We start from the raw sequence: 26,375 nt of genomic DNA on the forward strand, positions 1-26,375 counted from the left end.
TCCATCTATAGTTACAATGGACGAAAACTAAGAAGAAAACAGCAGCTATATTCTTAGAATATAGCCTTGAATATATAAGGAATCTTATTCAGAAAAATATTTCCAGTGTGTAAAATATGGAAATATATAGGCGGTTTAAAACGTCGAGATTAGTTATCGTCCAGCTCGAAATGGACCGGGACTCTATGATTCATACGAGTGGGTCTTCCCTTTGCATAACCAGGGCTCCAGCGAGCTAAACGAATTACTTTAACTGCTGCTTCTTCGAAACCATATCCACGAATAGAAGATTTGATTACCTTTGCATTGATCAAATTTCCCTTCTCATCTACTTGCACTTCTAAGTAGATCATTGCATCGGAGATTCCTTGTGCACGTGCATTTTCAGGAAAATAATCTCTCAAAGAAAAATCAATGATTGGAGTAGGGGCTTTGTCTCCGTAAAAAGCGAATAAAAATCCGTCTTTATCAGTACCTTCTCCGCTGATCTCGTTCTCTTTGATCTCGTTCGGGTCCGGATCTTTTCCTTCTTCGTTGGCTCCTTCTACCCATTCATTAGGATCTTTATGAGTAGGAGAAGTTTCTCCTCCTAGTAATTCAGGAGGAATGTCTTCGATATCAACTTCTACATTCATTTCCAATTGTTCGGAATCTACAAATTCCTTTTCTTTGTGAGTGACGTAGTAATAAGTTAAGAACAGAAATAGGTGAAAAGCAAGTGATCCGTAAACACAGATTTCCCAAAGAGAAAGTTCTTTGAGTTTTTGGATTACGTCAGTCTTTACTTTTTCCAGAGTAGGATTCATTTCTCCGGATCACCTTTTAACTGATAATGCAATTTGGTGCACGCCCGCTTTTTTGATCTTTCCCATAGTCTCTGCTATTTTTCCATAAGGAAGGGAAGAATCAGCGGATAACGTGATCCTCATATTAGGACGGATCTTAGTTTCTCTTTGCAATTGAGCTTCGAGTCTTGGGAAATCTGTTTCATTTCCTTCTAAGAATATTTTTCCATCTTTAGATAATGCCACCTGAACGGTTTTGGCTAGATTCGCATCCACTGCATCCGCTTTAGGAAGGTTGATATTGATAGATTCTTTTTTTAAGAAGTTCGCGGTAACCATGAAGATCACCAAAAGAACCAAAATTACGTCCACCATCGGAGTAATATTAATACTGCCGATTTCTTCTCCGTCGCCGGAAGAACTTTGACCTGCCATAAATTCTCCTTTCTAGAAATCCTCGGTTTAACCTTTCCGAGACAGGCTTGCTAAAAATTCTTTGGAAAGAATTTCCAGATTGGATTGGATGATTTTCAATTTTCTGGTGAAGTAATTATTCGCCATTACCACCGGGATCGCTACAGCTAAACCAACTGCAGTTGCGAGTAGTGCTTGTGAAATGGTTCTCATTACCACTTCTCCTGCTGCGTTCCCTAAAGTTCCTAATTTATAGAATGCGCTGATTACTCCGAATACTGTTCCTAATAGTCCGATAAATGGAGCGTTGTTTCCTAATGTGTTTAGGATAGAAAGTCTTGTTTCGAAGCCGACTCTTTCTCCGATCATCTTTCCTTCCATCAATTCACCCAGGCTTTCTTTTCCACCTTTGGAATGTTCGGAGGAGAAGTCCGCGAATCTTGCGTAAACATTCTCTGGATAATTTTCTGAAAATTTAGGAGCTCCGGAAAGATCTCCCTTTCTTGCGGTTTGGATGATTTCAGGTAATACGAAGGAGGAGTCTTTCGTATTTTTAACGAATATGATCGCTCTTTCAACTACAACGGCTACAGCAAGAACACTCGCGATCGCCATGATCACAAAGATCGCAGTTTCCATGTACCCAATAGCATTTTCAAAACTCATTTTATAGTTCCTTCTTAATTTCTGTTTTTTTGCCTGATACGATCCCAGTCATTCCGTTTTTGTTCCGAAATTTCGGACTTAAAATTCTGGTTCTGACGAATAAAGTTCTTTGCAATTTCTAACGCAGCCTAGGGTTTCTATTCCGGAATTAGATATTAGGATTTCGGAACCTTCTCCGCTACAATCGTTTTCAGATCCGACCCTGGACCAATAGGCTTCATTACAACTAAAGATACATTCTTGGGTTTTAGAATCTAGACTAGATATCTGTTGTTGGGCCAATAATTGGCCACAATAAGATTCATAACTCTTGGCAGTTCCCCCGGAGAATAATCCGGAAATTTCAGCTTCTCCACTTCCGCTTAAGTCGGAGGAAGTTTTTAAACAATCTTCTGCTTCTTGCATGGAAGACTTACATGCTGCAGATGGATTTGCAGAATAATTTAAGAGAGATTGTAAGACCAACGTGCTTTCGTTAGATGCTTCTGGCGAGTATTGGGAACAGTATGAGAATATAACTAGAGCGGAGAATAATCCGAACCAGTGTGTAGAAACTTTTCCCAAACTCCGAACGTTCATTAGAACTTAACCTCGATACCTACGTTAAAGAACGGAATGATCACACCACCTGGCAAAGGAATTGTTCCAAATGTCGGGCTAGGACTTGGGTTCGTTTTGGAATAAGGTTTCGTATTGTCGAAATCTTCTCCACCCACGTTCTCTCTTAGGTATACGTTTACTATCTCCAGGAAGGTATTCACATACCCCCATTCATAATTGAAAAATCTATCGAAACGGATGTCAAGTCGATGATAAGGCTTTAATCTACGACTATTGATATATTCTCCAAGGGCCGGGTTATTGGCATATTGAGGCACCCAATAGGTTTGGCCATTTGCAGGGTTACTGAACCTTCCTCCATCATCCCCTACAATTGGCGTAAACGGCCTACTTGTTAGGTAGGACCATCTGGCGCCGAACTGCCACTCTTGGCTCCATCTCCAACCAAAGACCATATTGATCACATGGGTCCTGTCATAGTCGTATAATGTCTCTTTAGAATTCTTATAAAACTCTGCGGCGATCTGGGTCTCTTGAGCGGATAAAGGGGCAGCACCAGCATCAGGTGTGAATATATTATTATTTCTGAATGTTTGGGACCAAGTGTAGGTAATCCAACCGAACCAGTTCCTAGTTCCAGGGCGTGAATTCTTACGAAGTACTAATTCGTAACCTCTGGACCAACCGGTCCCACTATTGGAGTAGTTCAACTTTTTGTTTGCGATAAAAGGTTGAGCGATCCTAGAATATGGATCTGGATTTGTTCCGATAGGCTCGGTGATATAGGGGTCATCCACGATCAAGCTGGAGTATTCTTGTTTAAAGATCTCTCCTTTGATCTGGTAATCACCTTCTAATAATTGTTCTATACCCCCACCATACTTGAATACTTTTTCAAAATCCAAGTGAGGGTTTCCACTGTCCTTATTAAATCTGGTGTCGAGAGGGAAGCGGAAGAAATTACCTCCACCTCCAAAGATAGTAGTTCCTTTTCCTATACCTTCAAACTTATAAGATGCCTGAGCTCTTGGGCCGAGTGCACTATTGTTTACGTAAGGAATATAATCGTAACGTGCTCCCGGTTCAATATGCAAATTTCCTAAACGGATCTTAGTTGTAAGATATCCATTATAATAGGATCCTTTAGCAGTGATATTTGTAGGAATAGTAGTGAAGTCAGGGCTTTGAGTATCATAAGGGTTCGGACTTAGATTGTTCGGATCTGATTGTATGATACTAGAACCGGTAGAATAATAATTTAATAATCTATATTCTGTTCCGAACTCAGCACTAAAATATTTATTCGGGTCCCAGAAAGCATCCTGACGTATACCGTTATAGGCACCGCTTGCTCTGTTCTTTCCTTGTATAGAACCGAAAGAGACATTAAAATCAGTAAACGGATCGTAACTGATAAGTGTTACACGATTTGAGAATGTATCAATTGGTTTCCAAGTATAACGTAATGCTTGGGTCCTGAATCCTTGTCCTGAAGAAATGCTCGCACCCGCAAATGCAGCAGTCGAATCGTTCGCGGGGTCATTCTGATATTTAGCAGGAAGGTTCGCTGCAAAATCATCTTTAGAATAGAATGAATGAAAAGAGACCTGATGATGTTCATTAAAATTATGAACAAACTTTACTTGAGAATCTACGAATCTTGGAAGTCTTAAACCTTCTGGAAAGTCGGCCCCTAATGCAGAAGTCAAACCTTGTACAAATCTGTCCAAGTATCCTACACGAGCAGAAGCAATTAAATAACCTTTCCCGCCGAAAGTAGGGCTCATATAACTGATACTACTGGACCAAGCGGAGATGATCAGGTTTTTCTGAGACTTGTCTACCTTATCTACAGTATCGATATGAATGACCCCGCCCAACGCGTTATTGAAGTTTGCAGGGAATACACCTGTATACACGTCGATTGATTTGATCAAGTTAGCGTTTACCACTGCACTCAATCCATCAAAGTGGAATGGATACAAAATAGGAAGATCATCCACTAAATATAAGTTCGAGTTCGGATCGGAACCCCGGATCACATAATTGTTTGCTCCACCACCAAATGCTGCAGAAGGGACCACACCTGGAATTGTTTCCAACGCGCGTAACGGTTCCCCGAAAGTTCCTGGCATCCTTTTGATCTCTTCGTATTTGATCGTAGTTCTGGAAAGAATAGGTTTATCTCTTTCTGCAGCAACTGTGATTGTGCCCTTAGGCGCTTTTGCTTTAGGAGACCCTACAGAAGCGTCCGAACCGGCATCCGTATAAAGAGTAACCGTTTGGCCAGAAGCTTCTACGTTACCTTTGATATCCTGCATATCTTCTACTTTTAAGATACGGAAAGTATAAATACCTGGAGAAGGTACTACAGCATCAAAATAACCTTCTGCATCTGTTCTATAGATCTTTTTAGTTTCGAAAAGTAAAACCTGGGTTTTAGCTTCTCCTTGGTTTTTTTGTCTGGAGAATAACCTAGCTTTAAAAGTTACTTCTGCAAACACATCCAATGGAGCGATTGCCGCGAGAAAAGCGATTTTGATCAGAACTTTTTTTAACTTCATGGCAATTTAGGATCCACAAACACATCTTTAAAATTCAAATACCAAGGGATCTCTCCCGCAGGTTTATCATAATAGATCCAAAGACAAACCACAGGATAAGAGTTAAAAGGGCATTCTGCCTTTGTGATTGCGATACTGCAAAGATCTAAGTTCCTTCTTTGTACATCTCCAATCGCAACTGGAAAATGTGGCGGGATTGGATCTCCACATTTTTTAGAAAGATATTCTGCTGCAGCATAGATCTGGCTGTTTGCATCTCCCTGAGGAACAGTATCTTCCCGAACACAATCTACTAATAAAATACAAAAGAAGCTAAAAGCAAATACACGGGTTTTCATTTTTTACCCGCCTCGTTTGGAGTTGTAGAAGGAGAACCGATCACTGTGCCTTTTACTTTTAGGACACTTATTGTACCGACAGGAAAGAATAGGTGAGTCTCTTGCCAGTATTTTACCTTGATCAAACTTTTCCCTCCCGGCACTTTTTGAACTGCTTCACTAAGTGCATAATCCATATTTAATGGATTGGTGACCGGGATAAGTCCGAACAAAAAGAAAACGGAACTTTCTCCGCTGGAAACTCCTAACTCCATGTAATCTTTGGAGCGAATGATAGTAGCAGAATCGATGAGTTGAGTACTAGTCACTCTGCCACCCACATCCGCTCTATTAAAAGAACCTGAGCATGAGTACATCGTAAAAATTAAAAAACAAAACAGAATGATAGATCTAAGAAGAATCATATTGCCTTGGAATTAACGGCCTTTCTTTTTAGGATCCGGGATCTCGTCTTCGAACTTGATTGCTTCTGCAGAGATATGAAGTCGATTTACAGTTAAGAATACAAAGATGGATTTATCTGTCCAATAGCGGACATTGATCAAAGCATCTGCCTCTTTTTCCTTTTTCAAATCCTCCAGTAGTTGATCAATAGGAGGTTCTCCCAAAGGAATTCCAATGATTGCGATATCAAAGGTATACCAGTATTTTGTTCCTTCAACCGGAGAGATCACTTTATATTTTTTATCTGCTACCGGAACAGTACTAGTTGCAAGTCCAGCGCTAGAAGTAGCACAAGAAATGATAGAAGCGGCTAACAAAAGAGATAAGATTAGTCCGGAAATGCGAGATTTCATGTTTTTTCCTTTTCCAATACCGACTCCGGTCTAAGTCAATTTCTTGCTAAAACAAAGTCGTTTCGCGATTGAGGTTCAATCTTTAGTATCCACCATCAATCTCCCAAAAGACATATTTTCCAAGAAAAAAAATTCCACTCGGAACCGGAATCAATATGATGTGGTCGGGACAGACATTGTTTAGGAGGAGGAATATATTACAAAACCATGATTCTTTGGTTTCGTTGAATGTTTAAATTTGTTGGCCTTCGTTCTTATAATACTTCACAAGCTTGCGAGCAGTTTGATAAGAACCTGCCAGTCCTTGGGTTACAAGTTCTTCTGCCCTATGGAAATCATTTCCTAGTTTGGAAAAGAAATCATCTAATAACATGGATTGAACTGATTCGTGTAACCAATGTTTGGCCTGTTCTTTTCTTTTTTTATCTAAGTAACCTTTGTCTTTGATAGCTTGTATGAAGTTTAAAATTTCAGTCCAGATCTCGGAGATACCTTCTCCAGTAACCGCCGAGCATGTTCTAACTTCTGTTTTAATCCCTGATTCATGAGAAGGAAGAAAATGAACTGCAGAAATTGTTTCTGCTTTTGCTCTATTCGCTCTAGCGGTATTTTCTCCATCTGCTTTGGTGATGGCAATCAGGTCCGCCATTTCCATGATACCACGTTTGATCCCTTGCAATTCATCTCCCGCTCCAGCTATTAAAAGAAGAAGGAAGATATCCACCATAGAATTTACAGCAGTCTCAGATTGCCCAACTCCAACAGTTTCTACAAGGATTGTATCGAAGCCCGCAGCTTCACATAAAAAGATTGTTTCTCTAGTTTTACGTGCAACTCCACCTAATGAATCTCCGGAAGGAGAAGGGCGGATGAATGCTTCTTTTTTACGAGAGAGAATTTCCATTCTGGTTTTGTCTCCCAAAATGGATCCTTTAGATAATTGTGATGTAGGATCTACCGCAAGTACTGCAATCTTTCTGCCTTGTTCAATCAGATGATTTCCAAAGGATTCGATAAATGTACTTTTGCCTACACCAGGAATTCCTGTGATACCAACTCGGATACTTTTGCCCGAATGAGGTAAACATTTTTCTAATATAGCTTCTGCAAGTTCTTGGTGAGAAGGTAGAGTACTTTCTACAAGAGTGATTGCTCTACTTAATAGAACTATATCTCCGGAGAGAATTCCTTGGGAAAAAGTTTCCGCATCCGGAAGGCTCTTCTTTTTGATAGAGCCTCGGATCTGGGCTTCTTCTTTTCCCTCGGTCTCGGGCATAGGTGAATTAACCTTCTACACTCTTGATCAGAAGTTCTAGGATTTCTGCGCCTGCTTTGGAGATCTTTGTTCCAGGCCCGAAGATCCCATTCACTCCAGACTTATACAAGAAATCATAATCTTGCTGAGGGATTACTCCACCTGCAATCACTAGGATATCTTCTCTTCCTAGTTTTTTGAGTTCTTGGATTACCTGAGGAACTAAAGTTTTGTGACCTGCAGCAAGACTCGAAACTCCAAGCACATGCACGTCGTTTTCGATGGCTTGTTTTGCTGCTTCTCCAGGTGTTTGGAATAGAGGTCCTATATCAACGTCGAATCCCATATCTGCAAAGCTTGTGGAAATTACTTTTGCACCTCTATCATGTCCGTCCTGTCCCATCTTAGCGACCATGATCCTAGGCTGTCTTCCTTCTAACTTTGCGAATTTTGCGGAGAGTTCTTTTGCCTTTTTGAAATCCGGATCGTCCATGATTTCCTCCGAGTACACTCCTTTGATCATATGAGTGACGGATTTATATCTGCCGAATATTTTCTCCATGGCGAAAGAGATCTCGCCAAGAGTTGCTCTTTTTCTAGCCGCATCTACAGCAAGTGCAAGCAGGTTTCCATTTCCCGTTTTAGCACATTCAGTGATTGCTTCTAATGCAGCCGTAACTGCAGCATTGTCTCGATTTTTCTTAAGTTCGTTTAATTTACGGATCTGAGATTCTCTCACCGCAGTGTTATCAATATCCAGAATATCCAAAGGATTTTCTTTGGAAGGGCGATAACGATTGATACCTACGATTACATCTCTGCCGGAGTCGATCCTTGCCTGTTTACGGGCAGCAGCTTCTTCTATCCTCATTTTAGGAATTCCGGTTTCGATTGCTTTTGCAATACCACCCAGTTTTTCCACTTCTTGGATAAGTTCCCACGCTCTTTCAGCAAGTTGAGAAGTTAAAGATTCAATATAGAAAGAACCACCCCAAGGATCCACAACTCTATGGATATTTGTTTCTTCTTGTAAGTAGATCTGAGTGTTTCTTGCAATCCTTGCGGAGAAGTCAGTAGGTAATGCAATTGCTTCGTCGAGTGCATTTGTATGCAAAGATTGAGTATGACCAAGGGCTGCAGCAAGAGCTTCTATACAAGTTCTTCCCACGTTATTAAAAGGATCCTGTTCAGTTAAACTCCATCCAGAAGTTTGGCAATGAGTTCTAAGAGCTAAGGATTTGTTACTCTTAGGGTTAAACGTTTTTACAAGTTTTGCCCAAAGAAGTCTTCCTGCCCTCATCTTGGCGATTTCCATAAAATGGTTCATACCAATTGCCCAGAAGAAGGAAAGACGAGGTGCAAAACTATCTACATCCATTCCTGCCTTAATACCAGTGCGTAGGTATTCCAACCCATCCGCCAAAGTATAAGCAAGTTCTATATCCGCAGTAGCTCCTGCTTCCTGCATATGATAACCGGAGATGGAGATTGAATTGAACTTAGGCATGAAGTCAGTGGTATATTTGAAAATATCAGCGATAATTTTCATAGAAGGTTCAGGAGGATAAATGTAAGTGTTCCGTACCATGAACTCTTTTAGGATATCATTCTGGATGGTACCTGAAAGTTGTTCCGGTTTTACTCCCTGTTCTTCTGCAGCTACAATGTAAAAAGCGAGTGTAGGAATTACAGCTCCATTCATTGTCATGGAAACTGACATCTGATCTAACGGGATCTGGTCGAAAAGAATTTTCATATCCAGAACCGAATCGATTGCAACTCCAGCTTTTCCTACGTCTCCTAAAACTCTTTCGTGATCTGAATCGTATCCTCTGTGAGTCGCTAAGTCGAATGCAACAGAAAGACCTTTTTGTCCTGCTGCTAAGTTTCTACGATAGAATGCATTTGATTCCTCGGCAGTAGAGAAGCCTGCGTACTGACGGATTGTCCAAGGTTGTTGGACATACATTGTAGAGTAGGGTCCTCTTAAAAAAGGAGGAATCCCTGCGGCATAGTCCAGATGTTCCAAAGATTCCACATCTTTAGGGACGTATACAGGTTTGACTGGGACTTTTTCGGGCGTATTCCAAATCGTTTCTTCTAATTTAGAAAGTCCTAATTCATCCAAAGCCTCTTTGGACCAGGATTCGAATTTAGTATCTCCAGTTACTGGAGTTCTGTTAGGGGAGAATGTAGGTCTTTTCATTGGATTCCCAGCCTTTTTTGAAGATCGGAAAGTGTTTCTAATAGATTGGATCGAACGTGGATGAATCCGTTTACACCTGCAGATTCCAATTCGGAAAGAATGTCTTTTGGATATCCAGCCGCATAAACAAGAGGTTTAGATTTTAACTTAGGAAGAATATCCTTCACATAAGAAGCTACTTCTTCGTCGGAACTGCAGAAGACTATCATCTGAGGATTTTCTTTTTGGATCCCAACAATTGCTTCTTCAGAAGTTTCATAACTTCCCGGATCGATCACATTAAATCCTGCACATCCTAAAAAGTTCAGAGAGAAGATGGCTCTTGCCTTCTTCATTTTTAGATCACCCAAAGGCAGAAGAAGTACTTTTACGGAAGTTTTATTTTTGGTTTCGTAGTTTTCCGTTTTCATACGGATCTCTTCGATTGCATCTCCTGCAAAAAACTCAGGAAGAGCTGAAACTTTGAGTTCATTAGAAGCAGAAGAGATCTCTGGAGATTTAATATTTTTATTTAGGTCTTTGTTTTGGATCTTATCTTTAGAATTCGGATATTGGTTTGTTCCAAGGAAGATCTCTTTACGAGTAGAGTAATTTTCTTCCTTCTTCTTTCTGGATTCCAAAATAGAAGATTGGATCTTACCGGATTTTAGGCATTCTAAGAATCCGCCATCCTTCTCCACTTCAGTAAACAATTTCCAAGCCTGTTCAGTGATCTGATCGGTAATCGTTTCTATATAATAAGAACCGGAAGAAGGATCAGCGACCTTATCCAAATAAGATTCATGTTTTAGAAGTAATTGAACGTTTCTTGCAATCCGAAGAGAGAAAGAATCTGCAGGTTGTAATAAATGATCGAATGGAAGAACATTGATGATCTCAGCACCGCCAATCGCAGCAGAGATTGCTTCAGTGGTTCCTCTCAAAATATTATTATGAAGATCATAGATCCCGTAATTATATCTCGCAGTTTCCGCCTCTATAAAAGGAAGAGAAGCTTCTCCTTTATCAGAAGAATAAGAAGAAAAAATTTCTGCCCAAAGAGTTCTAGCTGCTCTGAACTTTGCGATCTCTAAGAAATAATCGGGACCAATTGTAAATTGGAAAATTGTCTGAGAGTTAACTACCTCAGGAGAAACTCCTAATTCTCCCAAACGATAAAGATATTCCGAACCAAGTGCGAGAGTGTATGCAAGTTCCTGAACAATTGTAGAACCGCTGTCTCTAAATGTAGAAGAATGAACTGTGAGTGCTCTGAAATTTTTCCATTTACCTGCAAGTTCAGTTAAGATCGGTTTTAAAGTTTCAGGACCATGTCCGCCTGAATGGCCTTGCCTTGCGAGAATTCTGTAAGGATCATAACCGAGTCCCCCCACAAGAGTTTTGTTTTTAGGAAGCCAGGAATAAAGTTCAGGAGATTTTTCTTCTGCAACAAAATGAAGAGTGATCTCATTAAGAGGAAGGTCTTCTAACAAGAATGCCAGATCCTTTTCGTTTTTGATCTGTATTCCTTTTCTGCCAGAACCAACGTCCGCAAGCACGAGCCCCAGAGCAGAAACTCCATTGCCGATTGCTTCTACTGCTAATTCTTTTGCAGTTTTTAGATCCGGAGTATCGATATCTTGTCTGATACTCCAATCATTTGTAAGTTTACGGGTGGATCTAAGGTAAGGAAATTTTCCTGGAAGATTTGAGAGGAGCCATTCCTTTCCTTTTAGATTTTCTTTTCTATAAAACGGCTGGATCTTAAATCCTTCTTGGGTTTCCCAAACCAGTTTTTTTTCGAAGTCCGCACCTTTCAGATCCTTCTGGATTAGGTTTGTCCATTCTTCGGTAGAAACCGGTGGAAATTCGGAGAAAAGTTTTTCTGATGCCATTCGATTTGCCGTCAGGCTCCTTTTTTCGTTTTAAGATAATGAGGAATAGAAGCGAGTACTGAAAGTGTTAGAGTTCCTACAATCACCACCAAGGAGATCTCGATGGATACATGGATCACTTGTCCGAAAACGTATCCGGAAAATGCAGGAAGAAGAAGTTTTACTCCCACAAATGCGAGAAGAAGAGCGACTCCTTTTTTCAGATGTACAAACAGTTCCATCACTCCTCCTAAAAGGAAGAATAAGGACCTGAGTCCTAGGATCGCAAATACGTTAGAAGTATAGATGATAAAACTATCTTGTGTAATGGAGAAAATTGCAGGAATAGAATCTATTGCGAAAAGAATATCGCTGAATTCAACAACGATCAAAATCAAGAATGTAGAAGTAAAAAGGGTTTTTCCATGTTCTTTTACTAAAAACTTTTCCGGATGGAATGTTTTGCTCATTGGAAGAACTTTACGAGCGTACTTCAGAAGTTTCATTTCTTCTGGATCGAAATCTTCTTCTTCATCATGGAAGAACATCTTCCAAGCGGAGTAGAGTAGTAAGAATCCGAAGATATAAAGTATCCATTCAAATCTGGAAACTAATTCTGCTCCCGAGAAAATCATTGCTGCTCTGAAAATCAATGCACCTATGATCCCCCATTTTAAGATCATGGGTTGGTACTGGGATTGTATCCTGAACTTCGCAAAGATCATGATAAATACGAAAAGATTATCCACAGAAAGTGAATATTCCAGAAGGTATCCTGCTAAAAATTCCAGGGTCTTTTGTTTTGCGAGTCCTGGGTTAGTCGGGTCTTCATGAAAGATATAAACTAAAAGAGAAAAACTAACTGCAAGAGTTACCCAGAACAAAGTCCAGTATCCCGACTCTCTGAGAGAGAGTTTATGGGCTCTTTTATTCATTACGAATAGGTCCAAATAAATCAAAAGGCCTACTACAACGGAAAAAATAAGAAAAAGTGTAGAATCTTTTTGGCTAAACGAGATCATCGCAGCTTCCGAGGCCCTATTTGGGCCTTTGAAAGACAGGTTCCTCGGTTTGATCTGGAAGACAATCCCAAATCACCGGGTGTTTTGAGATTAGGAGCTCTTAATGATTTATATTATATTCCCGATTTTGGCCCTTGTTCATTTGGGAGTTCTATTTTTAGGTTCGGACATATTTTTAGTTCGTTTGATTTCCAAAATTATTCCCATTCTATATTTAATTGCGTTAAGTGTGGGAGAAGGAAGATGGAAAACTCGCGCTGGAATTTGGCTCGGGATTGGTCTTGTATTTTCACTCGGAGGAGATACTATCCTAGCTTTTCCGGATAAATATTTTGTTTTCGGTTTGGGCAGTTTCTTAATCGCTCAGGTAGGATATTCCGTTAGCTTTTCTTGGGGAAATCCAGTACATTTCTTAAGATTAATCCCTTATGTGATTTTCGGTGCTTCCTATTTTTATTGGCTTCTTCCTGGGATTGCTCCTGCGTTAACCATTCCAGTCGCGGTTTATGTTTCTGCAATTTGTGTGATGGGTTGGAGATCCGCAGCGAGAGAAGTTTCTTCCAGAGACAGATGGCTTGGTATTTTAGGAGCGATCAGTTTTATAATTTCTGATTCAATCATCGCACTCGGACAATTCACTCCGAACAAACTTCCATTCCACGGAGTTTGGGTGATGTCTACTTACTATATAGCTCAATTTTTAATCTATCTTTCTCAAGAAGAAGAGGAATAAAATAGAAAAAATATTATTGAACCGAGTTGAAAATCCCCTAGAATTGTCGCGACCGGAGTATGCAGAATGAGTATTAAACCTTTAAAAGAAACTACATTTTTGGAAGCTGTTGCAGCTGCGATCCAGCATGAGAAGGACTACTTCGAATTTTACATGGATACGTACGAAAAACTCCCTCCGGGAAGAACTAGGGAATTATTCGAAAAACTAGCAGAGGAAGTGGATGAACATATCAAATTCATCACTGAAATTTATAAAGTAGCTGAAGGAGCGGAACTTCCGAACCTTAAACAATTGGCCGCAATTCACAAATTCCATCAAAGCACTCTTCAAAAGATCATGAATAAGGTGGAACGTACGATTACCGGTTCAGGATCCAAAGATGCGCACGAAGCTCTAGAACTTGCGATCAGAGAAGCTGAGAATTCCGTAGCGTTCTATGAGAAACTCACTACTAAATTCGAAGATTCGAATATTAAACTATTGTTTTCTAAACTAATGGATTATAGCCAAAATTACCAATCTCTGTTAGAGGCTGAGTTGAATACTTTCGACCAGACTCGTTCTGCAGGAGGATCATACTTCTGGGACGAACAAGCAGAAGAAGTAGCAAAGGCAGTAGGAAATTCCAAGCCTAACAATAAGTCTACAAAAGGTCTGAAACCTTCTAAGCCTGTCAAAAAAGCTGCGGCTAAAAAAGTAGCGAAGAAGGCTGCACCTAAAAAAGCAAAAGCGGTCGCTAAGAAAAAACCTGCCGCCAAAAAAGCAGCTCCTAAGAAAAAGGCTGCTAAAAAGAAAAAGTAAGAACTAGAAAACCGGGAAACATTCGATTCCCGGTTTTGACTTTGCGGGTTTGAGAGTTTAAACCTTTTGGAAGAAGGTCTTAAAAAAGAAGTTTTCCCTCCTAAGGACAGATCCAATCTGGCCTCGAGATGAAAACGAATCCTAGTCCGGATTGGACCAAACTACAACATTTGTACCCGGTAAACCGGGAAATGATCTGGTTAAACAATTGTGGGACCACTCCTGCAAATACGGACACCTTACATGCAGTCAATGAATACTTGCAAGGTTACGCTGCAAGAGGCGGTAGCACAGAAGTGCGTAAATACCCGACTGTTAAAAAAGTAATCCGCACCATTCTCGCAGAACTATTAGGTGTAGAAGCTGAAGAACTTTCTTTAATCCATCATACAAACGAAGGAATTGGATTTATTTCCCTTGGTCTTAAGCTCAAAAGCGGCGATCGTATCCTTCTTTTAGAAAACGAATATCCTTCTAATATTTATCCTTGGGAACATTGGAAAGAAAAAGGAGTCTCTATTTCCTTTGTGCCAATGGCAGAAACTCCTGACGGATTTTTAGAAAACTTAAAATCTTCTATCACTCCTGATGTAAAAGTAGTGAGCCTCTCTGCGGTACATTGGTGTACAGGAATGCCTTTCCCATTAGAAGAAATCGGAAGTTTTCTGGCCGAAAAAGGAATTGAGTTCGTTCTGGATGGTGCCCAAGGAGTGGGACTTCTTCCTGTAAGACCTAGAGAAATGGGAATTTCTTATATGGCCTTCCCAGCCTGGAAATGGTTACTCGGGCCTTTAGGACTCGGAGTTTTATACATTGCTAAAGAGAAGTTAGAAGGTCTAAATTTCCCGTTCAAGGGTACTGGCTCCGTAGTAAACGACGAGGTTTATTTGCCTTATAGAGAAGAGTTAAAAGGCACGGATCGATACGAAATTTCTACGGTGAATTTTATAGATTGGGTATATTTCCAATCTACATTAGAAATGCTTCATAAAGTAGGTTTCCATAATTCAATGGAAAGGATTTATGAACTCGCGGACTATCTTTCTGACAAACTCAGAGATGCTGGCTGGAAACTAGCTTCTGACCATTTTCCTGATTTTAAAACTGGGATCGTAGTCGCAGAAAAAGACGGGCTTTCCATGGAAAACGTAGTTTCCAATCTCAAAAAGAACGGGGTAATGTGCGCACTTCGTTTAGGAAGGGTTCGTTTCTCTCCTCATATTTATCTGGCCAAAGAACAATTGGACAGAGTAGTTGATCTAGTTTCGAGATAAGCACTTGGCTTCTCTTTTTGAAAAGGCAGCACTCTTATTTCCACTCTGGGTCATCTGTGGTGTGACATTCAGTTGGTTTTTTCCATCTGTTCTCCACGGATTTAAAGGGCCTTGGATCACTTATAGCTTGGGACTGACGATGCTCGGAATGGGTATCAGCCTAAGAACAGAAGATTTTACCAGAGTATTCAAAGCACCCAAGCCAATCCTAATTGGTGTGATCGGTCAATATACGATCATGCCTTTGACCGGTTGGTTTTTGGGAAACTTCTTCCAACTTCCTGCTCCATTGGCTGTTGGGATCATAGTTGTTTCTTGCTGTCCGGGTGGAGTTGCTTCTAACGTGGTTTCCTTTTTAGCAAGAGGTGACCTGGCCTTGTCAGTTACAATGACTGCGATCTCTACAGTTTTATCTGTTCTAATGACTCCACTTCTCACTTTATTTTTAGTGGGGAATAGTGTGGGTGCAAATGCTTCCGGTCTATTTTTTGATACTGTCCAAGTAGTGATCCTTCCTGTAATTCTTGGAATTTTATTAAATCGTTATACTCCTAAATTCGCGGAGAAGGTAAAAATCGTTTCTCCTTTGATCGCGGTCATACTCATCACATTGATTGTTGCTTCTATCATAGGCTCCGGAAAAGAAGCAGTGATCAGTTCAGGACTTCATTTAATTTCTTCCGTATTCCTGCTCCATATCTCCGGATATTTTTTCGGATACTGGGCGGCTTACTTTGGGACCAAATCTTTTGTAGTAGCTCGCACAGTTTCCATAGAAGTAGGGATGCAAAATAGCGGATTGGGTGCTGTTCTCTCCCGGAATAATTTTTCCGACCCTTTGGTGGCGATTCCGGCTGCAATTTCCAGTTTTGTGCATTCTTTGATTGGGAGTGTTCTGGCGGGGATATGGAGAAGGTCCATTCCGCAGGGAGAACGGGAAAAATCGCTAATTTCGGCCGATCTTCCTTGATTTTTGGCTGTTCTTTTTTTTTATAGCATAATCAGTCCGAATAGTGTAAACTGAGCGGCCATTATTTTGGTCTAAACTCGGCAAATTCCTATTTGGGCCAATCTTAGCTAAGAGTATCATCCGTCATGAGAGAGATCATTAAGCTTTCTTGCCAAGTTTGTAAGAAAAATTCTTACTTCCAAACCAAGAACAAAAAGGCAAAATCAGAGAAGTTGGTAACGAAAAAATTCTGTAAATTTTGCCGTGCCCACGTCGAACATAAGGAATCTAAGGTATAATTCCTAATCCAGATGGTGACTAAAAAAGCTGCATACGATAAAAAGGTCCTGAGTGAAATATCGGACCTTCTTGTAGAGAGAAAAAACTCTCTTTTGGAGAAGTATGCGAAGTGGGAAGATAATAGCAAACCTTCCGGCCTAAAGGAAATGGGAGATATCGCAGATATCGCATCGGAAATCAACGAAGAGATGTTGAGTTCCGTTTTAACCGAGTCAGAGATCGAGACCATCCGAGAAATCGACGTGGCTCTCGAGAAAATCGAGGACGGTTCCTATGGTATTTGCGAAGGGACTGGCAAAAAAATTCCTTTAGCCAGACTAAAAGCAATTCCTTGGACTCGTTATACTGTAGAATACGCTGAGGCCGTTTCCAAACACAAGGCTTCCGGCAAAAAAGGTCCACTTTCGACTACATTAACCGGGACCTATAAAATTCCGTCTGATCCAGATTCTCTGGACGATTAATTCCCTACGCAGACATTCTGCCTATTTTTTTGGATTGAAATCTACTCGTTTTCGGCGAGCATTTCCAATTCGTGCCAAATCTTTTCGCCCGATTGAGGCCTCTTAAAACTCCTACCTTTCTTACACTGATCTTAACAGTGATCTTGTCCTACCTATTGCTACGTTGGACACTTGTAGTAAGAGATCCAGATGGGAATCTTGGAATTGTATGGATCCAGTTCCTAGCTGGATTACTTCCCAATCTTCATCATAGAAAGTCTGGTAGAATGTTCACCGCAGCATTTGCATTACTTTCTCCTGGATTATTGCTTTATGGGGAAGGTGGATATTTATACTTATCTGCTTTATTTGCCGGGGCGATTTTCGGGATTTTCATTCGACAATATATCTCCACTTTTTACGGACATCCTGCAAATGATGATGATCCTGTATTAAGATATTTTTATATAAACCGTCCTTATAAAAACTCTCTTGAATTCACTAAAAACCCTAGAACTGCATTTCTGATCTTAGCAGTATTTTTACTGTTAGATAGACTACTTGCTTATTTTGGAACAGATCCTTTGACATCTTGGATCTTGCAGGACACTGAATATTCTTCTGGGATCTCTTCTAAGTATGCGTTTGCATTGAGCTTAGACAGTATAGGCTCTTGGTTATCTGCATTCTTATACTTCTTCGCAGAAGAAACAAGTTCTCATGATACTGATCCTCCTGGAAAACATTGGAGAACAGGGATCACCGCAGGTTTTACTGGGAATTTAATTTTAGGTGCAATCCAAGGACTTGCTCCTTCTACTGACTTTCCTTTTACAGCAGGAAATGCAGAAACATTCGGAGTATCTGCATTCTTCCCGGACGCTTCTTCTTTTGGAATAGGGATGCCAATCCTATTTGGATTTTTCTTTTACCAGATCCATAGCAGAAACTGGAGGATCTCTTCTAGAGTTCTATTAAGCTTCGCGGTCTTTATTGCCCTAGGGCTTGCAGGGAAATACCAAAGCACCGGCTATTGGCTTCTTATTATTTTCCAAACCGCTTTAGTCATAGTACTTAGTTACCAAAGAGGGTTCAGAAATCCGATCTGGAAGTATTCTTTTATTCCATTCGTGGTGCTCGGGACTGTCGCAGTATTAGTCGGAGTTTATTTTATAGGCGGAATGGACTGGGCCTTTACTCCTTGGCAATTGATCAGGGAAGATGCGTCTAACGCATGGACCAAGGGAAAAACATTCTCCAAAATGTTAGAAATATTCTGGAAGGACGGTTGGGTCCAGACATTATCCGCATGGAATTGGTTCAAAGAAGCCCCAGTATTTGGACAAGGATTTGGTGGATTTGCACTACACTGGATCGAATCAGGACCTAGAGGCGCTTATCCTCCAAACGGGACCCAGGACTTTGCCTTAACTTCTTTTGTGTTCCTTCTTTCAGAAGGTGGGATCTTATTCTTCCTTCTATTTTTTGTATGGGTGGGCTTGGAATCATTTACCAGAACTTCTTATTGGTTTCTGCCTCTTCTATTCTTTCCTGTTACATTTTATGAGCCTTGGACGAGCGGTGCTGGAATATTAGGTTTTCTTTTAATATGGCTTTTAAGCGCATCTGGACCTTCTACTCGAACCCTGCCTAAATGGTGGATGGTTCCCGCATTTAATCTGGTTTGTTTGCTCTTCGGTTTGGGACTAACTGCTAAGGCGTTCATCCGACAATCTTCTCAATTGCAAGGACCTGAATTCAGATACGAAGAAAGAAAAACTTACCAACTTTCTGCAAAGGCAAAATTCCAAGAGAAGGCAGGGGGAAGATATCATACATTCCGTTCCGGAACTTCTTGGATTTTGGGTGATAAGGGGAATATCAGCTTACGTATTGCTTTGGATGAAGCTCCTAAAGCAGGAAAGCCTGTGTATATTCGTTGGATCTTCTCTGATCAGAATGGTGTGGAATTACAATCCAGAAGTACTCCTTTGAATACTACTGTGAACCAAGTTGGTTTAGGGGTTCCTGCAGGAGCTAAAACATTAACCGCGAAGCTTATGAGGATTTCTTGGTACCAAGCTGGGCCGTCTGAGTTTTATATTGGAACAGATGATTTTGACGGACTCAATCGTATCCGTTAAAACTTAAATGTCTGTTTTAGTCGTATTTGATATAGATGGAACATTAACGGATACCGTTTCTTTACACAGAAAAGCTTTCCATGAAGTTTTGATCTCTTTCGGACTGCCTGGTTTAGGTTCCGAAATAAAAGAATATAAACACCATACAGATTCGAGTATATTCAAAGAAATTTATACATCTTTTAAAACAGATTGGGATGAAAAGGTTTCTAAAAAATTCGAAGAAGAGTTGGCCCAAAATATAAAAGAGAAATTTCAAAAAGGAATTTCGGAAATTTCGGGAGCAAAAGTTTTTTTAGAAAGGCTTAGGTCTGCAAAGATCCCTTTTGGATATGCAACCGGATCTTTTTATAGGCCTGCATTCTTAAAATTAAAAGACTGTGGACTTCCTTTGGACGTACCTCTTGCAACTGCTTCTTCTTTTTATGAAAGGGAATCCATCGTTCAGTCTGTAGTTGAAGAATCTTGTAAAAAGTATTCTAAAAGTTTTTCCAAGACGATTTGTTTTGGAGACGGGATTTGGGATTCTAAAACCGCTCGAAACTTAGGTTTGGAATTTATTGGTATTACAGAAGATCCAAAACTTCATTCCGAATGGAAGTACCAGAACATACATCATGTATTTCGGGATTATTCAGACGGTCTTTCTATTCTTTCTGCGGTTTTAAGTTTTTGTGACTGAAAACGCATCTAATGTATTTCGATACTGTTGCTTAATACGTATAAACCATCTCCAGGTTAAAAGGCCCCAAGGGATCTTTGGAAATCTGTATAACGCACCACTTTCGTGTTCTGGATCTTCCGGTCTAAAATTTTTCCAAACTGGCACAACAGGTATCTTCTCGAAATTTCTTCCAGCTATATAAAAGGAAACAGTGGTTTCTTTATTTAGTTCCGGCTCTCGGATGACTGGAGAATAAAAACCTTTTCTGGAAAGAGAATAGGCGAGGCTTGGTTCCTCATCTCCTTCTGGTCCCAAATTTACTGAAAGAAATAATGGGATTTTTAAAATTCTCTCTCGGAAGAAAGAAGGGTTGATCATACCTCTAAGTAAGAATAAAAATCCGAGCCATGCGGGATATTCCATAAAGAGTGTGATAAATTCTAAAGAGCTAATATTTGCTAAATAGTATGGGATCCATTCAGGAACGAATAGATAAAAATTCAGGCAGAAGATAGGAACTCCAAATAGGATTACTGAAATAAATGATCTAATTGTAGATAGATCTCTTAATAAAGGGATTTCTTTTATATTCTCTTTGGATTGAGCTGCTCTCAACCAAGAATCATATCTTGAAAATTTGCGGATCATAGAATAATCATCCACATACAAATTTTCTGCCTGTAATAACTCGAATGGAAGCGTCACTTCTGCTTGGACTACGAGTAATTCTAATATTAAAAAAGAAAGTCCTAGGATTAAAGGAATATAAACTGTACCCAGTCCTCCTTGGATTAGTAAAAAATTATAAAGTCCATGAAGGATTACTAAAAAGGAGAATGTAGAGATCAGATCTAAACCGGAAAAATTTCCTTTTCTAGATTGCAGGAATTTTAAAATAAAAAATCCTAATATACCTCCTGAGAAAGTATGCAAAGGTAAAGAAGTACCTGACCTGAGTAAACCCTGCCAAAAATCCAGTTTGAAAGAATAGAATACATTTTCTATACAACCGAAAGAGGCTCCTAAAGTCAGACCGAAATAGAGTCCGTCTGCAAGATTGGTAGAATTTTTTACCTGTTTTAAGAATAGAAAGATTAGAATTGCCTTGGAAGTTTCTTCTGGAATAGCTCCTACAAGCATTGCTTTGGAGAATGCGGAATAATTTTCGAATAGGTCGAATACTCCTACTTCCCAAGCAAGAGCGATCCCTGTTGCGATCATTCCATAAAAAAATGCGAACGTTGTAAATGTAGTTCCTTGTCCGGAGTAATAGGTCTTACGATAAAAGTCCCAATAAAACCAGGCGGCGAGAATCGCAGAGATTGGTTTGCCTAAAAAAATCCAGTTTTCCATTCGCTTTAATAAAAAAGGCGCCGCCTGACAATTTTAAGCGACGCCTTTCAATCCGCAATATTTGTTAAGCGGTGTTAGTGATTTCTATGCTGCTAAACTTTGTTTTTTTCTCAGCAAATAAACTGCGATTCCACCTGCTATGACTAGTCCCAGTGCATAGAAGATCGCAAATTTTTTCACGGAGAGAAACAGATAACCGAGTAGGCTGCTATTACTTGGAACTGGGAATGCTTTGGACTCGTTAGTCACGTTATTATACCAAGTTTTATATTCTTTTCCGCCGGAAGACACCCAAAGATTGAACTCTGAATATCCTGTTTCCGCAGGATTTCTGATATCATATCTTTCATAAGGATATTTCCAAGTTCCAGGAACTAAGATTGCCCAAGGAAATCCTGTGATGTCCAAATATTTATCAGTTCCAAGCAAGTTCTTATACAGTCCAGGAAAATGGATCTCTTGTTTGGTATTGATCACATACGCATAAAGATCGTAAGGGAAGGACCCTAACTTAGCTCTTTCTACAGGAGCATTGAATGTAATCTCTACAGTTGCGATAAATCCAGGTTTGAACACATCACCTGGGTGAGCGTTCTGTCCTCTGATTGTTTTATTAGAATCATCAAAAATTTGGTAACCTGATTTTAAGTTCGCAGCAGTTACATTTACAGTGTTTGTTGCAACTTCTACTTTTCCATCCGCTTGGGTCAGTGTGTAAGTGATAGAAGCGCCTACATCAACAGGTAACTTAATATAAAGCTGATGTCTATAACCTGCACCTTTCGCAACGTGTTGGTATTTTCCTCTAAGCCTTACGATCTTGCCGGAAGAGTTTAGATCTTCTTCATTTTTGAATTGGATCACATAGTCGTTAAAATCTGCATCACCTGGAGAAGGATATAGATCCTCATAAGCGACAGTGAATACTCCCTCTGCAGGGTAAGCAATTTCTGTCGAACGAGTTGCGTCGTTTGGATAAATATCTGTATTATCAGGCACTCCATCTCCATCAGTGTCAGCAACTTGAACTGTAGGAAGATTTACTTCATATCTAATTGTTCTGTTGATCCCAAGGACAGATTGTAAACTGATATACTGAGAAATAGATTCCCCACCAATCGAAATATCTACAGTGATATTTCCTACAGAAGTTGGAACAGTTAATGTTCCGGTCACTTTTCCAGAAGAATCAGAAACTCCTTGGAATAGTATATTATTATTCTCATCATATACTAGAACGGTAGCTCCCGAAACCACATTAGACTTATTATCCAATACAGTAAGATTCAAAGGAATATTGATCGTAGTATTATAGTTAAAGATAGGATCTCCTTTTGGATCTTCTACCACTACTACAGCTACTGTAGGAGTTCCCGAGGAACTGTTGTTTGTATTATCTGAAGAAGATCCCGAATTCCCACTATTAGAAGACCCATTGTTTGCAGTGGAATCCCCAGAGGAAGAATTCGAAGAACCGGAAGATGAGCTACTTGAACCGGAATTACTATTAGAAGAAGTATTATCTCCTGAACCAGAGTTAGAAGAACTGGAACCTGAAGATCCAGAACCGGTACTTCCACTGGAAGAATTACCAGAATTGTTTGCTGTATCAGAAGGAGAAGAACTAGATCCAGAGTTTCCAGAATTGGAATCATTAGAACTTCCTGAATTTCCAGAAGAAGATCCGGATGTATTAGAAGAATCTGATGTATTCGAATTGGAAGAAGTTTGATCAGAAGAATTGTTTGAACCGCCAGTGGAGCCGGATGAACCAGAAGATCCACTATTAGAATTTCCGCTTCCTGAATTAGAATTGGAATCTGATGGGGTAGTGGTTGAACCTCCATTATTATCAGTATTGTCTGCAGGAGGGGTTACTGGATTTCCGGAACCATCTCCTGGAACAAATACTACTCCAGGGCTACCACTGTTTCCCGGAACTCCTCCGGTTGCGGTGTGTTGGCTTCCTAAGAAAAAAAACGGTAGTAATAAGCCATTTTTCTTATGGCTGCAGTTATAAACGAACCCGGCAATCATCGCCAAGGCTAGGAACTTTTTCATGAAGGGTCTCCCCACTCTAATCTCTTTACCTTAGGAGACGGGTGAAAAGGGTTGGTACTACGGTCGATTAGGTTTTTTTCCTATATGAAGAACGCTATTCCCGAATACAAAATTGGTATATCTGACTTTCTCGAAACCTGTTTGTTCCAATTTGGATTTCAAACCTTCTTGGTCAGGATAATATAAAGAAGAAACCGGCAAATAATCGAACATTTCATTTTTGCCCCCCCATAGTACATAACCTAAAAGAGGAACAATTCTAAAAAAATAGAAATCAGCGAATGCTTTTATAAAAGGATTTTTGACCTTTCCCACGTCCAGGTTTGCAAATACTCCGCCAGGTTTGAGTACTCTATAAATTTCTGATAACGCTTTGCCTAGATCATTCACATTTCTCAAACCAAAACCTATGCTGACTGCATCCAGGCTTTCACTTTTCACTTTGGAAAGATTGGTGGCATCTCCCCATTCTATCTTTACTCTGCCTTGGTTGATCGGTGCTTCTAATCTTGTCTTTGCGACTTCTAACATGTTTTCGGAGAAGTCCAGGCTTAGTAAAGATTCCACTCTTTGGGACCTTTCTAGACGAATGGAGATGTCTCCAGTTCCGCAACATAGATCTAAAACTTTGATTGGGCCCTTGGTTTCAGTTTCGATCTCTTCTACCAATTTATTCTTCCAAAATCTATGTAAGAAGAAGCTACTACAATCGTTGAAACGATCATACTTGGAAGCGATCCTGTTGAAATTTACTCGAACGAAATCCGCCTTCGTATCTGAAGAAGGCATTTGAAAAGAGGCCATTTCCCTTAGGATTTTGACGAATCTCTCCGGCGCAAGAGGGATTTGGATTTTTGTTCGGATGACAGAAAGTAGAAGTCCTCGTATTTTGGAGAAACGATGAAAGACCTAGGCTTTCTACAAGGATTGGATTGGGTTTCCAGCCTGATCATCCTTCTTTCCATATGGAATCTCGGAACCTTTATCCATGTATGGAGCATTCTTCCCAAAAGAAAGGAATCCTTAAAACAAAACTTCTTAACTGAAAACAATCCTTCCATCTGGGAAGAAAAACTTTCAGAAGTATTATTTCCCATTGAAACCAAACTTTCCTGGATGAAACATCTGGCAGGAATTTCAACAATGCTTGGACTTTTAGGAACTGTGCTCGGGATCTCTGAAGCATTCTCTTCTTTGCAAGCAGCAGGAACGGTAAGTTTGGATGCATTTGCAGGTGGGATCAAACTTGCACTAGTGACAACGATCTTAGGCTTGTTCGTGGCAATTCCTTCCTTATTCGGGTTTCAATTCTTAAAACATAGATTATTGGACTTAGAAAGAGAAGCTCTATCCTGGTTAAAGATCCCTCCTAGATAAAAACAAATGAGAAAGTCGATTTTAAAGGAAGAAGATCCAGGAATAGACCTGACCAGTTTTATAGACGTAGTATTTATACTTCTGGTGTTCGTAATGTTGGCAGTAAGTTTCCGAAAAGAGATCAGATCTATTCCATTAGAACTTCCTAAAGTAGGACAGGGAGAAGACCCAAAGGGTGAAAGAGTAGAATTTGCACTTTTGCAAGATGGCTCCTATAGAATTGGAGATGAAAAAGTCCAAAGAGCAGGCTTAGAAGAGAAATTAAAACAAGGCCTTGTCAAAGAAAAAGAAGTCCGTTTTTTTGCGGATAAAACTGCAAACTACGAAGAGATCGTAAAAGTATTAGATTTGTTGAGCAGGTCTGGTGCTTCTTCCCTGGAACTTGCTGTCCAAGGCCAGAAATAATATATTAAAGATCTTTTAACTTAGGATTATTCTTGTGACGATCTTTGTCTCTAGTGGAGTTCTTTTCTAAGGTTGCCTTAAAAGCTTCTTCCATGGAAATTCCCATTTGATTTGCCAGACAAGTTAGAACAAAAAGTATATCTCCTAGTTCCTTAGATAGACCTTCCGGATCTTCTCCCTTCTTGAAAGATTGGTCTCCGTATTTCCTAGCTACAAGTCTGGAAAATTCTCCTACTTCTTCCATTAAGATGGCTAGGTTTGTAAGTTCTGAAAAATATTTAACCCCGATGGTTTTGATCCAATCATCTACCGTCTTTTGGGCTTCGTCGAAATTCATTTTGTTTTAGGAAGGTTTCCCTTTTCCTGCAAAAATTCTATCAGAAATCTAGTAGGTTCTGCATAACATCCACCGCTGAGATGATGTGGATCTATGAATTTTTGGCATTTCATTCTGGAACGATATTCTTCCATATCTAATACCAAAGTTTCCGGATATTCTTGGATAAGTTTATCTCTTAATTCTATCCATTCTTGGAAGAACGGAGCGGATCTGACTTTTTCGGAGAATGTAGAATACAGCAATGGAGTCCATAAGATTACTCTAATATGATTCTCTCTCGCTGTTTTTAAGAAATTTCTAAGAAAGTATTCTTGTACTTTAGAACTTTTGAAATTTTTATAAGACTCGTTAAATATTCTTTCTGATTCCGATCCTAATTTATCTTCCGGAGTATTCGCCAAAAGACCATTTGGGATCCCGCCTTTAAATTTATCAGATTCGTTTATCAGAATATTTCGAATGAACACAAGTTGTTGGACTTCCCCTGGATTTTTGATCCTGGAAAAAGCTTCTTTAAATCTTGGGGGGAATACAGAAGTTCGGAAAACTTTTGCTTTTAAAAAACTATCCCATTCATTCGTGGAGAATATATTCCAATACCTTAAGAAAAATGGAAAATCATAAGAATAACGTAATGGGTATCTATTAGCGAAGTCTGTTCCTGAATCAGGATAATATTCTAAAATCGCATAGTCCAAAGGAATTTTTTTAGAAAGAAGTTTTTCCAAAGTGAAATTATGGAAAGAATAAGGTGCAGAAGGCCCTGAAAGGTTATACACGATCAGACCCGGACTTTCTTTTTCAAATTCTACAAGTGAGAATTCTCCCATATGAGAAGTCCCAAAAAATGTAAGGACTTTTTGGTCTTCTTTTTTGGAATCGGTTTCTTTCTTCATGGTAGAAAGAACCTTATCTTTCATATTATAAAAATAATATTCTGCACCAGTTTCAGTGTAAGGTCTTACCTTCTCAGAAGAAAATACCCTGTCCCATACAAGAAGTAGGGCAGCAATCCCAAGAGGGATCCAAAGAATTTTGCGATGTAACAAAGGAATTCTTTTCATAAT

27 protein-coding genes are annotated in these 26,375 nt (G+C 39.8%); 10 read left to right on the top strand and 17 right to left on the bottom strand.

Going from position 1 to position 26,375, the window contains the following annotated elements; genetic code table 11:
• Nucleotides 1-149: 149 nt before the first annotated feature.
• From CH362_RS13090 to CH362_RS13145, 12 genes are all read right to left on the bottom strand, one after another.
• Complete coding sequence (locus CH362_RS13090) at nt 150-806, bottom strand: energy transducer TonB (RefSeq protein WP_100710792.1); 657 nt, start codon at nt 804-806, stop codon at nt 150-152.
• Nucleotides 807-815: 9 nt separating this feature from the next.
• Complete coding sequence (locus tag CH362_RS13095; protein WP_100710793.1) at nt 816-1,220, bottom strand: ExbD/TolR family protein; 405 nt, start codon at nt 1,218-1,220, stop codon at nt 816-818.
• 27 nt (nt 1,221-1,247) lie between these two features.
• The gene (locus CH362_RS13100) at nt 1,248-1,865 is read right to left on the bottom strand and encodes a MotA/TolQ/ExbB proton channel family protein (RefSeq protein WP_100710794.1); all 618 of its coding nucleotides are present in this window, start codon (nt 1,863-1,865) and stop codon (nt 1,248-1,250) included.
• Nucleotides 1,866-1,943: 78 nt separating this feature from the next.
• A complete protein-coding gene (locus CH362_RS13105; RefSeq protein WP_100710795.1) occupies nt 1,944-2,444 on the bottom strand; it encodes a hypothetical protein in 501 nt (166 codons plus the stop codon).
• Nucleotides 2,444-4,990 (bottom strand): TonB-dependent receptor plug domain-containing protein, encoded by a 2,547-nt coding sequence (locus tag CH362_RS13110; RefSeq protein WP_100710796.1) that lies wholly within the window; start codon nt 4,988-4,990, stop codon nt 2,444-2,446. The genes CH362_RS13105 and CH362_RS13110 overlap by 1 nt, the downstream gene beginning before the upstream one ends.
• Nucleotides 4,987-5,328, bottom strand: a complete 342-nt coding sequence (locus CH362_RS13115) for a hypothetical protein (RefSeq protein WP_100707497.1) — start codon at nt 5,326-5,328, stop codon at nt 4,987-4,989. The genes CH362_RS13110 and CH362_RS13115 overlap by 4 nt, the downstream gene beginning before the upstream one ends.
• On the bottom strand, nt 5,325-5,732 hold the full coding sequence (locus tag CH362_RS13120; protein ID WP_100710797.1) for a hypothetical protein: 408 nt from the start codon (nt 5,730-5,732) through the stop codon (nt 5,325-5,327). The genes CH362_RS13115 and CH362_RS13120 overlap by 4 nt, the downstream gene beginning before the upstream one ends.
• A gap of 12 nt (nt 5,733-5,744) precedes the next feature.
• Nucleotides 5,745-6,125, bottom strand: a complete 381-nt coding sequence (locus tag CH362_RS13125) for an LIC20211 family lipoprotein (RefSeq protein WP_100710798.1) — start codon at nt 6,123-6,125, stop codon at nt 5,745-5,747.
• Between the two features lie 232 nt (nt 6,126-6,357).
• Nucleotides 6,358-7,401, bottom strand: coding sequence for a methylmalonyl Co-A mutase-associated GTPase MeaB (meaB, locus tag CH362_RS13130; RefSeq protein WP_100710799.1), 1,044 nt, complete (start codon nt 7,399-7,401; stop codon nt 6,358-6,360).
• 7 nt (nt 7,402-7,408) lie between these two features.
• Entirely contained in the window at nt 7,409-9,586 is a 2,178-nt protein-coding gene (gene scpA / locus CH362_RS13135; protein ID WP_100710800.1) for a methylmalonyl-CoA mutase, read from the bottom strand.
• Entirely contained in the window at nt 9,583-11,460 is a 1,878-nt protein-coding gene (locus CH362_RS13140; RefSeq protein ID WP_100710801.1) for a methylmalonyl-CoA mutase family protein, read from the bottom strand. Before CH362_RS13140 ends, scpA begins: the two co-directional genes overlap by 4 nt.
• 11 nt (nt 11,461-11,471) lie before the next feature.
• Nucleotides 11,472-12,461: a TerC/Alx family metal homeostasis membrane protein gene (locus CH362_RS13145; RefSeq protein ID WP_100710802.1), complete on the bottom strand. Its 990-nt coding sequence runs from the start codon at nt 12,459-12,461 to the stop codon at nt 11,472-11,474.
• A 103-nt stretch (nt 12,462-12,564) separates the two neighbouring features.
• Between CH362_RS13145 and CH362_RS13150 the strand changes: the two genes are divergently transcribed.
• The 8 genes from CH362_RS13150 to CH362_RS13185 all read left to right on the top strand — a co-directional run bounded on the left by CH362_RS13150 (nt 12,565) and on the right by CH362_RS13185 (nt 19,790).
• Complete coding sequence (locus CH362_RS13150) at nt 12,565-13,194, top strand: lysoplasmalogenase (protein ID WP_100710803.1); 630 nt, start codon at nt 12,565-12,567, stop codon at nt 13,192-13,194.
• A gap of 66 nt (nt 13,195-13,260) precedes the next feature.
• Nucleotides 13,261-13,998 (top strand): ferritin-like domain-containing protein, encoded by a 738-nt coding sequence (locus CH362_RS13155; RefSeq protein WP_100710804.1) that lies wholly within the window; start codon nt 13,261-13,263, stop codon nt 13,996-13,998.
• A gap of 128 nt (nt 13,999-14,126) precedes the next feature.
• Nucleotides 14,127-15,272, top strand: a complete 1,146-nt coding sequence (locus CH362_RS13160) for an aminotransferase class V-fold PLP-dependent enzyme (RefSeq protein ID WP_100710805.1) — start codon at nt 14,127-14,129, stop codon at nt 15,270-15,272.
• A gap of 4 nt (nt 15,273-15,276) precedes the next feature.
• Entirely contained in the window at nt 15,277-16,242 is a 966-nt protein-coding gene (locus CH362_RS13165) for a bile acid:sodium symporter family protein (protein WP_100710806.1), read from the top strand.
• A 125-nt stretch (nt 16,243-16,367) separates the two neighbouring features.
• Nucleotides 16,368-16,520 (top strand): 50S ribosomal protein L33, encoded by a 153-nt coding sequence (gene rpmG / locus CH362_RS13170; RefSeq protein ID WP_010514486.1) that lies wholly within the window; start codon nt 16,368-16,370, stop codon nt 16,518-16,520.
• A 12-nt stretch (nt 16,521-16,532) separates the two neighbouring features.
• A complete protein-coding gene (locus tag CH362_RS13175) occupies nt 16,533-16,985 on the top strand; it encodes a TraR/DksA family transcriptional regulator (RefSeq protein ID WP_100710807.1) in 453 nt (150 codons plus the stop codon).
• Nucleotides 16,986-17,140: 155 nt separating this feature from the next.
• On the top strand, nt 17,141-19,108 hold the full coding sequence (locus CH362_RS13180) for a hypothetical protein (RefSeq protein ID WP_100710888.1): 1,968 nt from the start codon (nt 17,141-17,143) through the stop codon (nt 19,106-19,108).
• 7 nt (nt 19,109-19,115) lie between these two features.
• Entirely contained in the window at nt 19,116-19,790 is a 675-nt protein-coding gene (locus CH362_RS13185) for an HAD family hydrolase (RefSeq protein ID WP_100710808.1), read from the top strand.
• Here the strand turns inward: CH362_RS13185 and CH362_RS13190 are convergent.
• The 3 genes from CH362_RS13190 to CH362_RS13200 all read right to left on the bottom strand — a co-directional run bounded on the left by CH362_RS13190 (nt 19,773) and on the right by CH362_RS13200 (nt 23,975).
• A complete protein-coding gene (locus tag CH362_RS13190) occupies nt 19,773-21,125 on the bottom strand; it encodes a PrsW family glutamic-type intramembrane protease (RefSeq protein WP_100710809.1) in 1,353 nt (450 codons plus the stop codon). The two genes, CH362_RS13185 and CH362_RS13190, sit on opposite strands and share 18 nt — an antisense overlap.
• Nucleotides 21,126-21,209: 84 nt before the next feature.
• Nucleotides 21,210-23,186: an LruC domain-containing protein gene (locus tag CH362_RS13195; RefSeq protein WP_100710810.1), complete on the bottom strand. Its 1,977-nt coding sequence runs from the start codon at nt 23,184-23,186 to the stop codon at nt 21,210-21,212.
• Between the two features lie 57 nt (nt 23,187-23,243).
• Entirely contained in the window at nt 23,244-23,975 is a 732-nt protein-coding gene (locus CH362_RS13200) for a ubiquinone/menaquinone biosynthesis methyltransferase (RefSeq protein WP_100710889.1), read from the bottom strand.
• 111 nt (nt 23,976-24,086) lie between these two features.
• On the opposite strand from CH362_RS13200, the gene CH362_RS13205 reads away from it, so the two are divergent.
• Nucleotides 24,087-24,563 carry a MotA/TolQ/ExbB proton channel family protein gene (locus CH362_RS13205; RefSeq protein ID WP_100710811.1) on the top strand — a complete coding sequence of 159 codons (477 nt, stop codon included), beginning with the start codon at nt 24,087-24,089 and terminating at the stop codon, nt 24,561-24,563.
• A gap of 6 nt (nt 24,564-24,569) precedes the next feature.
• On the top strand, nt 24,570-24,968 hold the full coding sequence (locus CH362_RS13210) for an ExbD/TolR family protein (protein ID WP_100710812.1): 399 nt from the start codon (nt 24,570-24,572) through the stop codon (nt 24,966-24,968).
• A gap of 4 nt (nt 24,969-24,972) precedes the next feature.
• On the opposite strand, the gene CH362_RS13215 is transcribed toward CH362_RS13210, so the two are convergent.
• Nucleotides 24,973-25,305 carry a nucleotide pyrophosphohydrolase gene (locus CH362_RS13215; protein ID WP_100710813.1) on the bottom strand — a complete coding sequence of 111 codons (333 nt, stop codon included), beginning with the start codon at nt 25,303-25,305 and terminating at the stop codon, nt 24,973-24,975.
• The gene (locus CH362_RS13220) at nt 25,302-26,372 is read right to left on the bottom strand and encodes a DUF1574 family protein (protein ID WP_100710814.1); all 1,071 of its coding nucleotides are present in this window, start codon (nt 26,370-26,372) and stop codon (nt 25,302-25,304) included. The genes CH362_RS13215 and CH362_RS13220 overlap by 4 nt, the downstream gene beginning before the upstream one ends.
• Nucleotides 26,373-26,375 lie beyond the last annotated feature (3 nt).

It is taken from the genome of Leptospira saintgironsiae (assembly GCF_002811765.1).
Classification (GTDB): domain Bacteria; phylum Spirochaetota; class Leptospiria; order Leptospirales; family Leptospiraceae; genus Leptospira_B; species Leptospira_B saintgironsiae.

Excerpts from the sequence above, each read along its gene's own strand:
- CH362_RS13100 (WP_100710794.1), bottom strand. The coding sequence starts at position 1,865 with ATGAGTTTTGAAAATGCTATTGGGTACATGGAAACTGCGATCTTTGTG.
- CH362_RS13120 (WP_100710797.1), bottom strand. The coding sequence starts at position 5,732 with ATGATTCTTCTTAGATCTATCATTCTGTTTTGTTTTTTAATTTTTACG.
- CH362_RS13185 (WP_100710808.1), top strand. The coding sequence starts at position 19,116 with ATGTCTGTTTTAGTCGTATTTGATATAGATGGAACATTAACGGATACC.
- CH362_RS13160 (WP_100710805.1), top strand. The coding sequence starts at position 14,127 with ATGAAAACGAATCCTAGTCCGGATTGGACCAAACTACAACATTTGTAC.
- CH362_RS13190 (WP_100710809.1), bottom strand. The coding sequence starts at position 21,125 with ATGGAAAACTGGATTTTTTTAGGCAAACCAATCTCTGCGATTCTCGCC.
- CH362_RS13155 (WP_100710804.1), top strand. The coding sequence starts at position 13,261 with ATGAGTATTAAACCTTTAAAAGAAACTACATTTTTGGAAGCTGTTGCA.
- CH362_RS13195 (WP_100710810.1), bottom strand. The coding sequence starts at position 23,186 with ATGAAAAAGTTCCTAGCCTTGGCGATGATTGCCGGGTTCGTTTATAAC.
- meaB (WP_100710799.1), bottom strand. The coding sequence starts at position 7,401 with ATGCCCGAGACCGAGGGAAAAGAAGAAGCCCAGATCCGAGGCTCTATC.
- rpmG (WP_010514486.1), top strand. The coding sequence starts at position 16,368 with ATGAGAGAGATCATTAAGCTTTCTTGCCAAGTTTGTAAGAAAAATTCT.
- CH362_RS13220 (WP_100710814.1), bottom strand. The coding sequence starts at position 26,372 with ATGAAAAGAATTCCTTTGTTACATCGCAAAATTCTTTGGATCCCTCTT.
- CH362_RS13090 (WP_100710792.1), bottom strand. The coding sequence starts at position 806 with ATGAATCCTACTCTGGAAAAAGTAAAGACTGACGTAATCCAAAAACTC.
- CH362_RS13105 (WP_100710795.1), bottom strand. The coding sequence starts at position 2,444 with ATGAACGTTCGGAGTTTGGGAAAAGTTTCTACACACTGGTTCGGATTA.
- CH362_RS13205 (WP_100710811.1), top strand. The coding sequence starts at position 24,087 with ATGAAAGACCTAGGCTTTCTACAAGGATTGGATTGGGTTTCCAGCCTG.
- CH362_RS13125 (WP_100710798.1), bottom strand. The coding sequence starts at position 6,125 with ATGAAATCTCGCATTTCCGGACTAATCTTATCTCTTTTGTTAGCCGCT.
- CH362_RS13200 (WP_100710889.1), bottom strand. The coding sequence starts at position 23,975 with ATGCCTTCTTCAGATACGAAGGCGGATTTCGTTCGAGTAAATTTCAAC.
- CH362_RS13115 (WP_100707497.1), bottom strand. The coding sequence starts at position 5,328 with ATGAAAACCCGTGTATTTGCTTTTAGCTTCTTTTGTATTTTATTAGTA.
- CH362_RS13150 (WP_100710803.1), top strand. The coding sequence starts at position 12,565 with ATGATTTATATTATATTCCCGATTTTGGCCCTTGTTCATTTGGGAGTT.
- CH362_RS13110 (WP_100710796.1), bottom strand. The coding sequence starts at position 4,990 with ATGAAGTTAAAAAAAGTTCTGATCAAAATCGCTTTTCTCGCGGCAATC.
- CH362_RS13215 (WP_100710813.1), bottom strand. The coding sequence starts at position 25,305 with ATGAATTTCGACGAAGCCCAAAAGACGGTAGATGATTGGATCAAAACC.
- CH362_RS13145 (WP_100710802.1), bottom strand. The coding sequence starts at position 12,461 with ATGATCTCGTTTAGCCAAAAAGATTCTACACTTTTTCTTATTTTTTCC.
- CH362_RS13095 (WP_100710793.1), bottom strand. The coding sequence starts at position 1,220 with ATGGCAGGTCAAAGTTCTTCCGGCGACGGAGAAGAAATCGGCAGTATT.
- scpA (WP_100710800.1), bottom strand. The coding sequence starts at position 9,586 with ATGAAAAGACCTACATTCTCCCCTAACAGAACTCCAGTAACTGGAGAT.
- CH362_RS13210 (WP_100710812.1), top strand. The coding sequence starts at position 24,570 with ATGAGAAAGTCGATTTTAAAGGAAGAAGATCCAGGAATAGACCTGACC.
- CH362_RS13140 (WP_100710801.1), bottom strand. The coding sequence starts at position 11,460 with ATGGCATCAGAAAAACTTTTCTCCGAATTTCCACCGGTTTCTACCGAA.
- CH362_RS13175 (WP_100710807.1), top strand. The coding sequence starts at position 16,533 with ATGGTGACTAAAAAAGCTGCATACGATAAAAAGGTCCTGAGTGAAATA.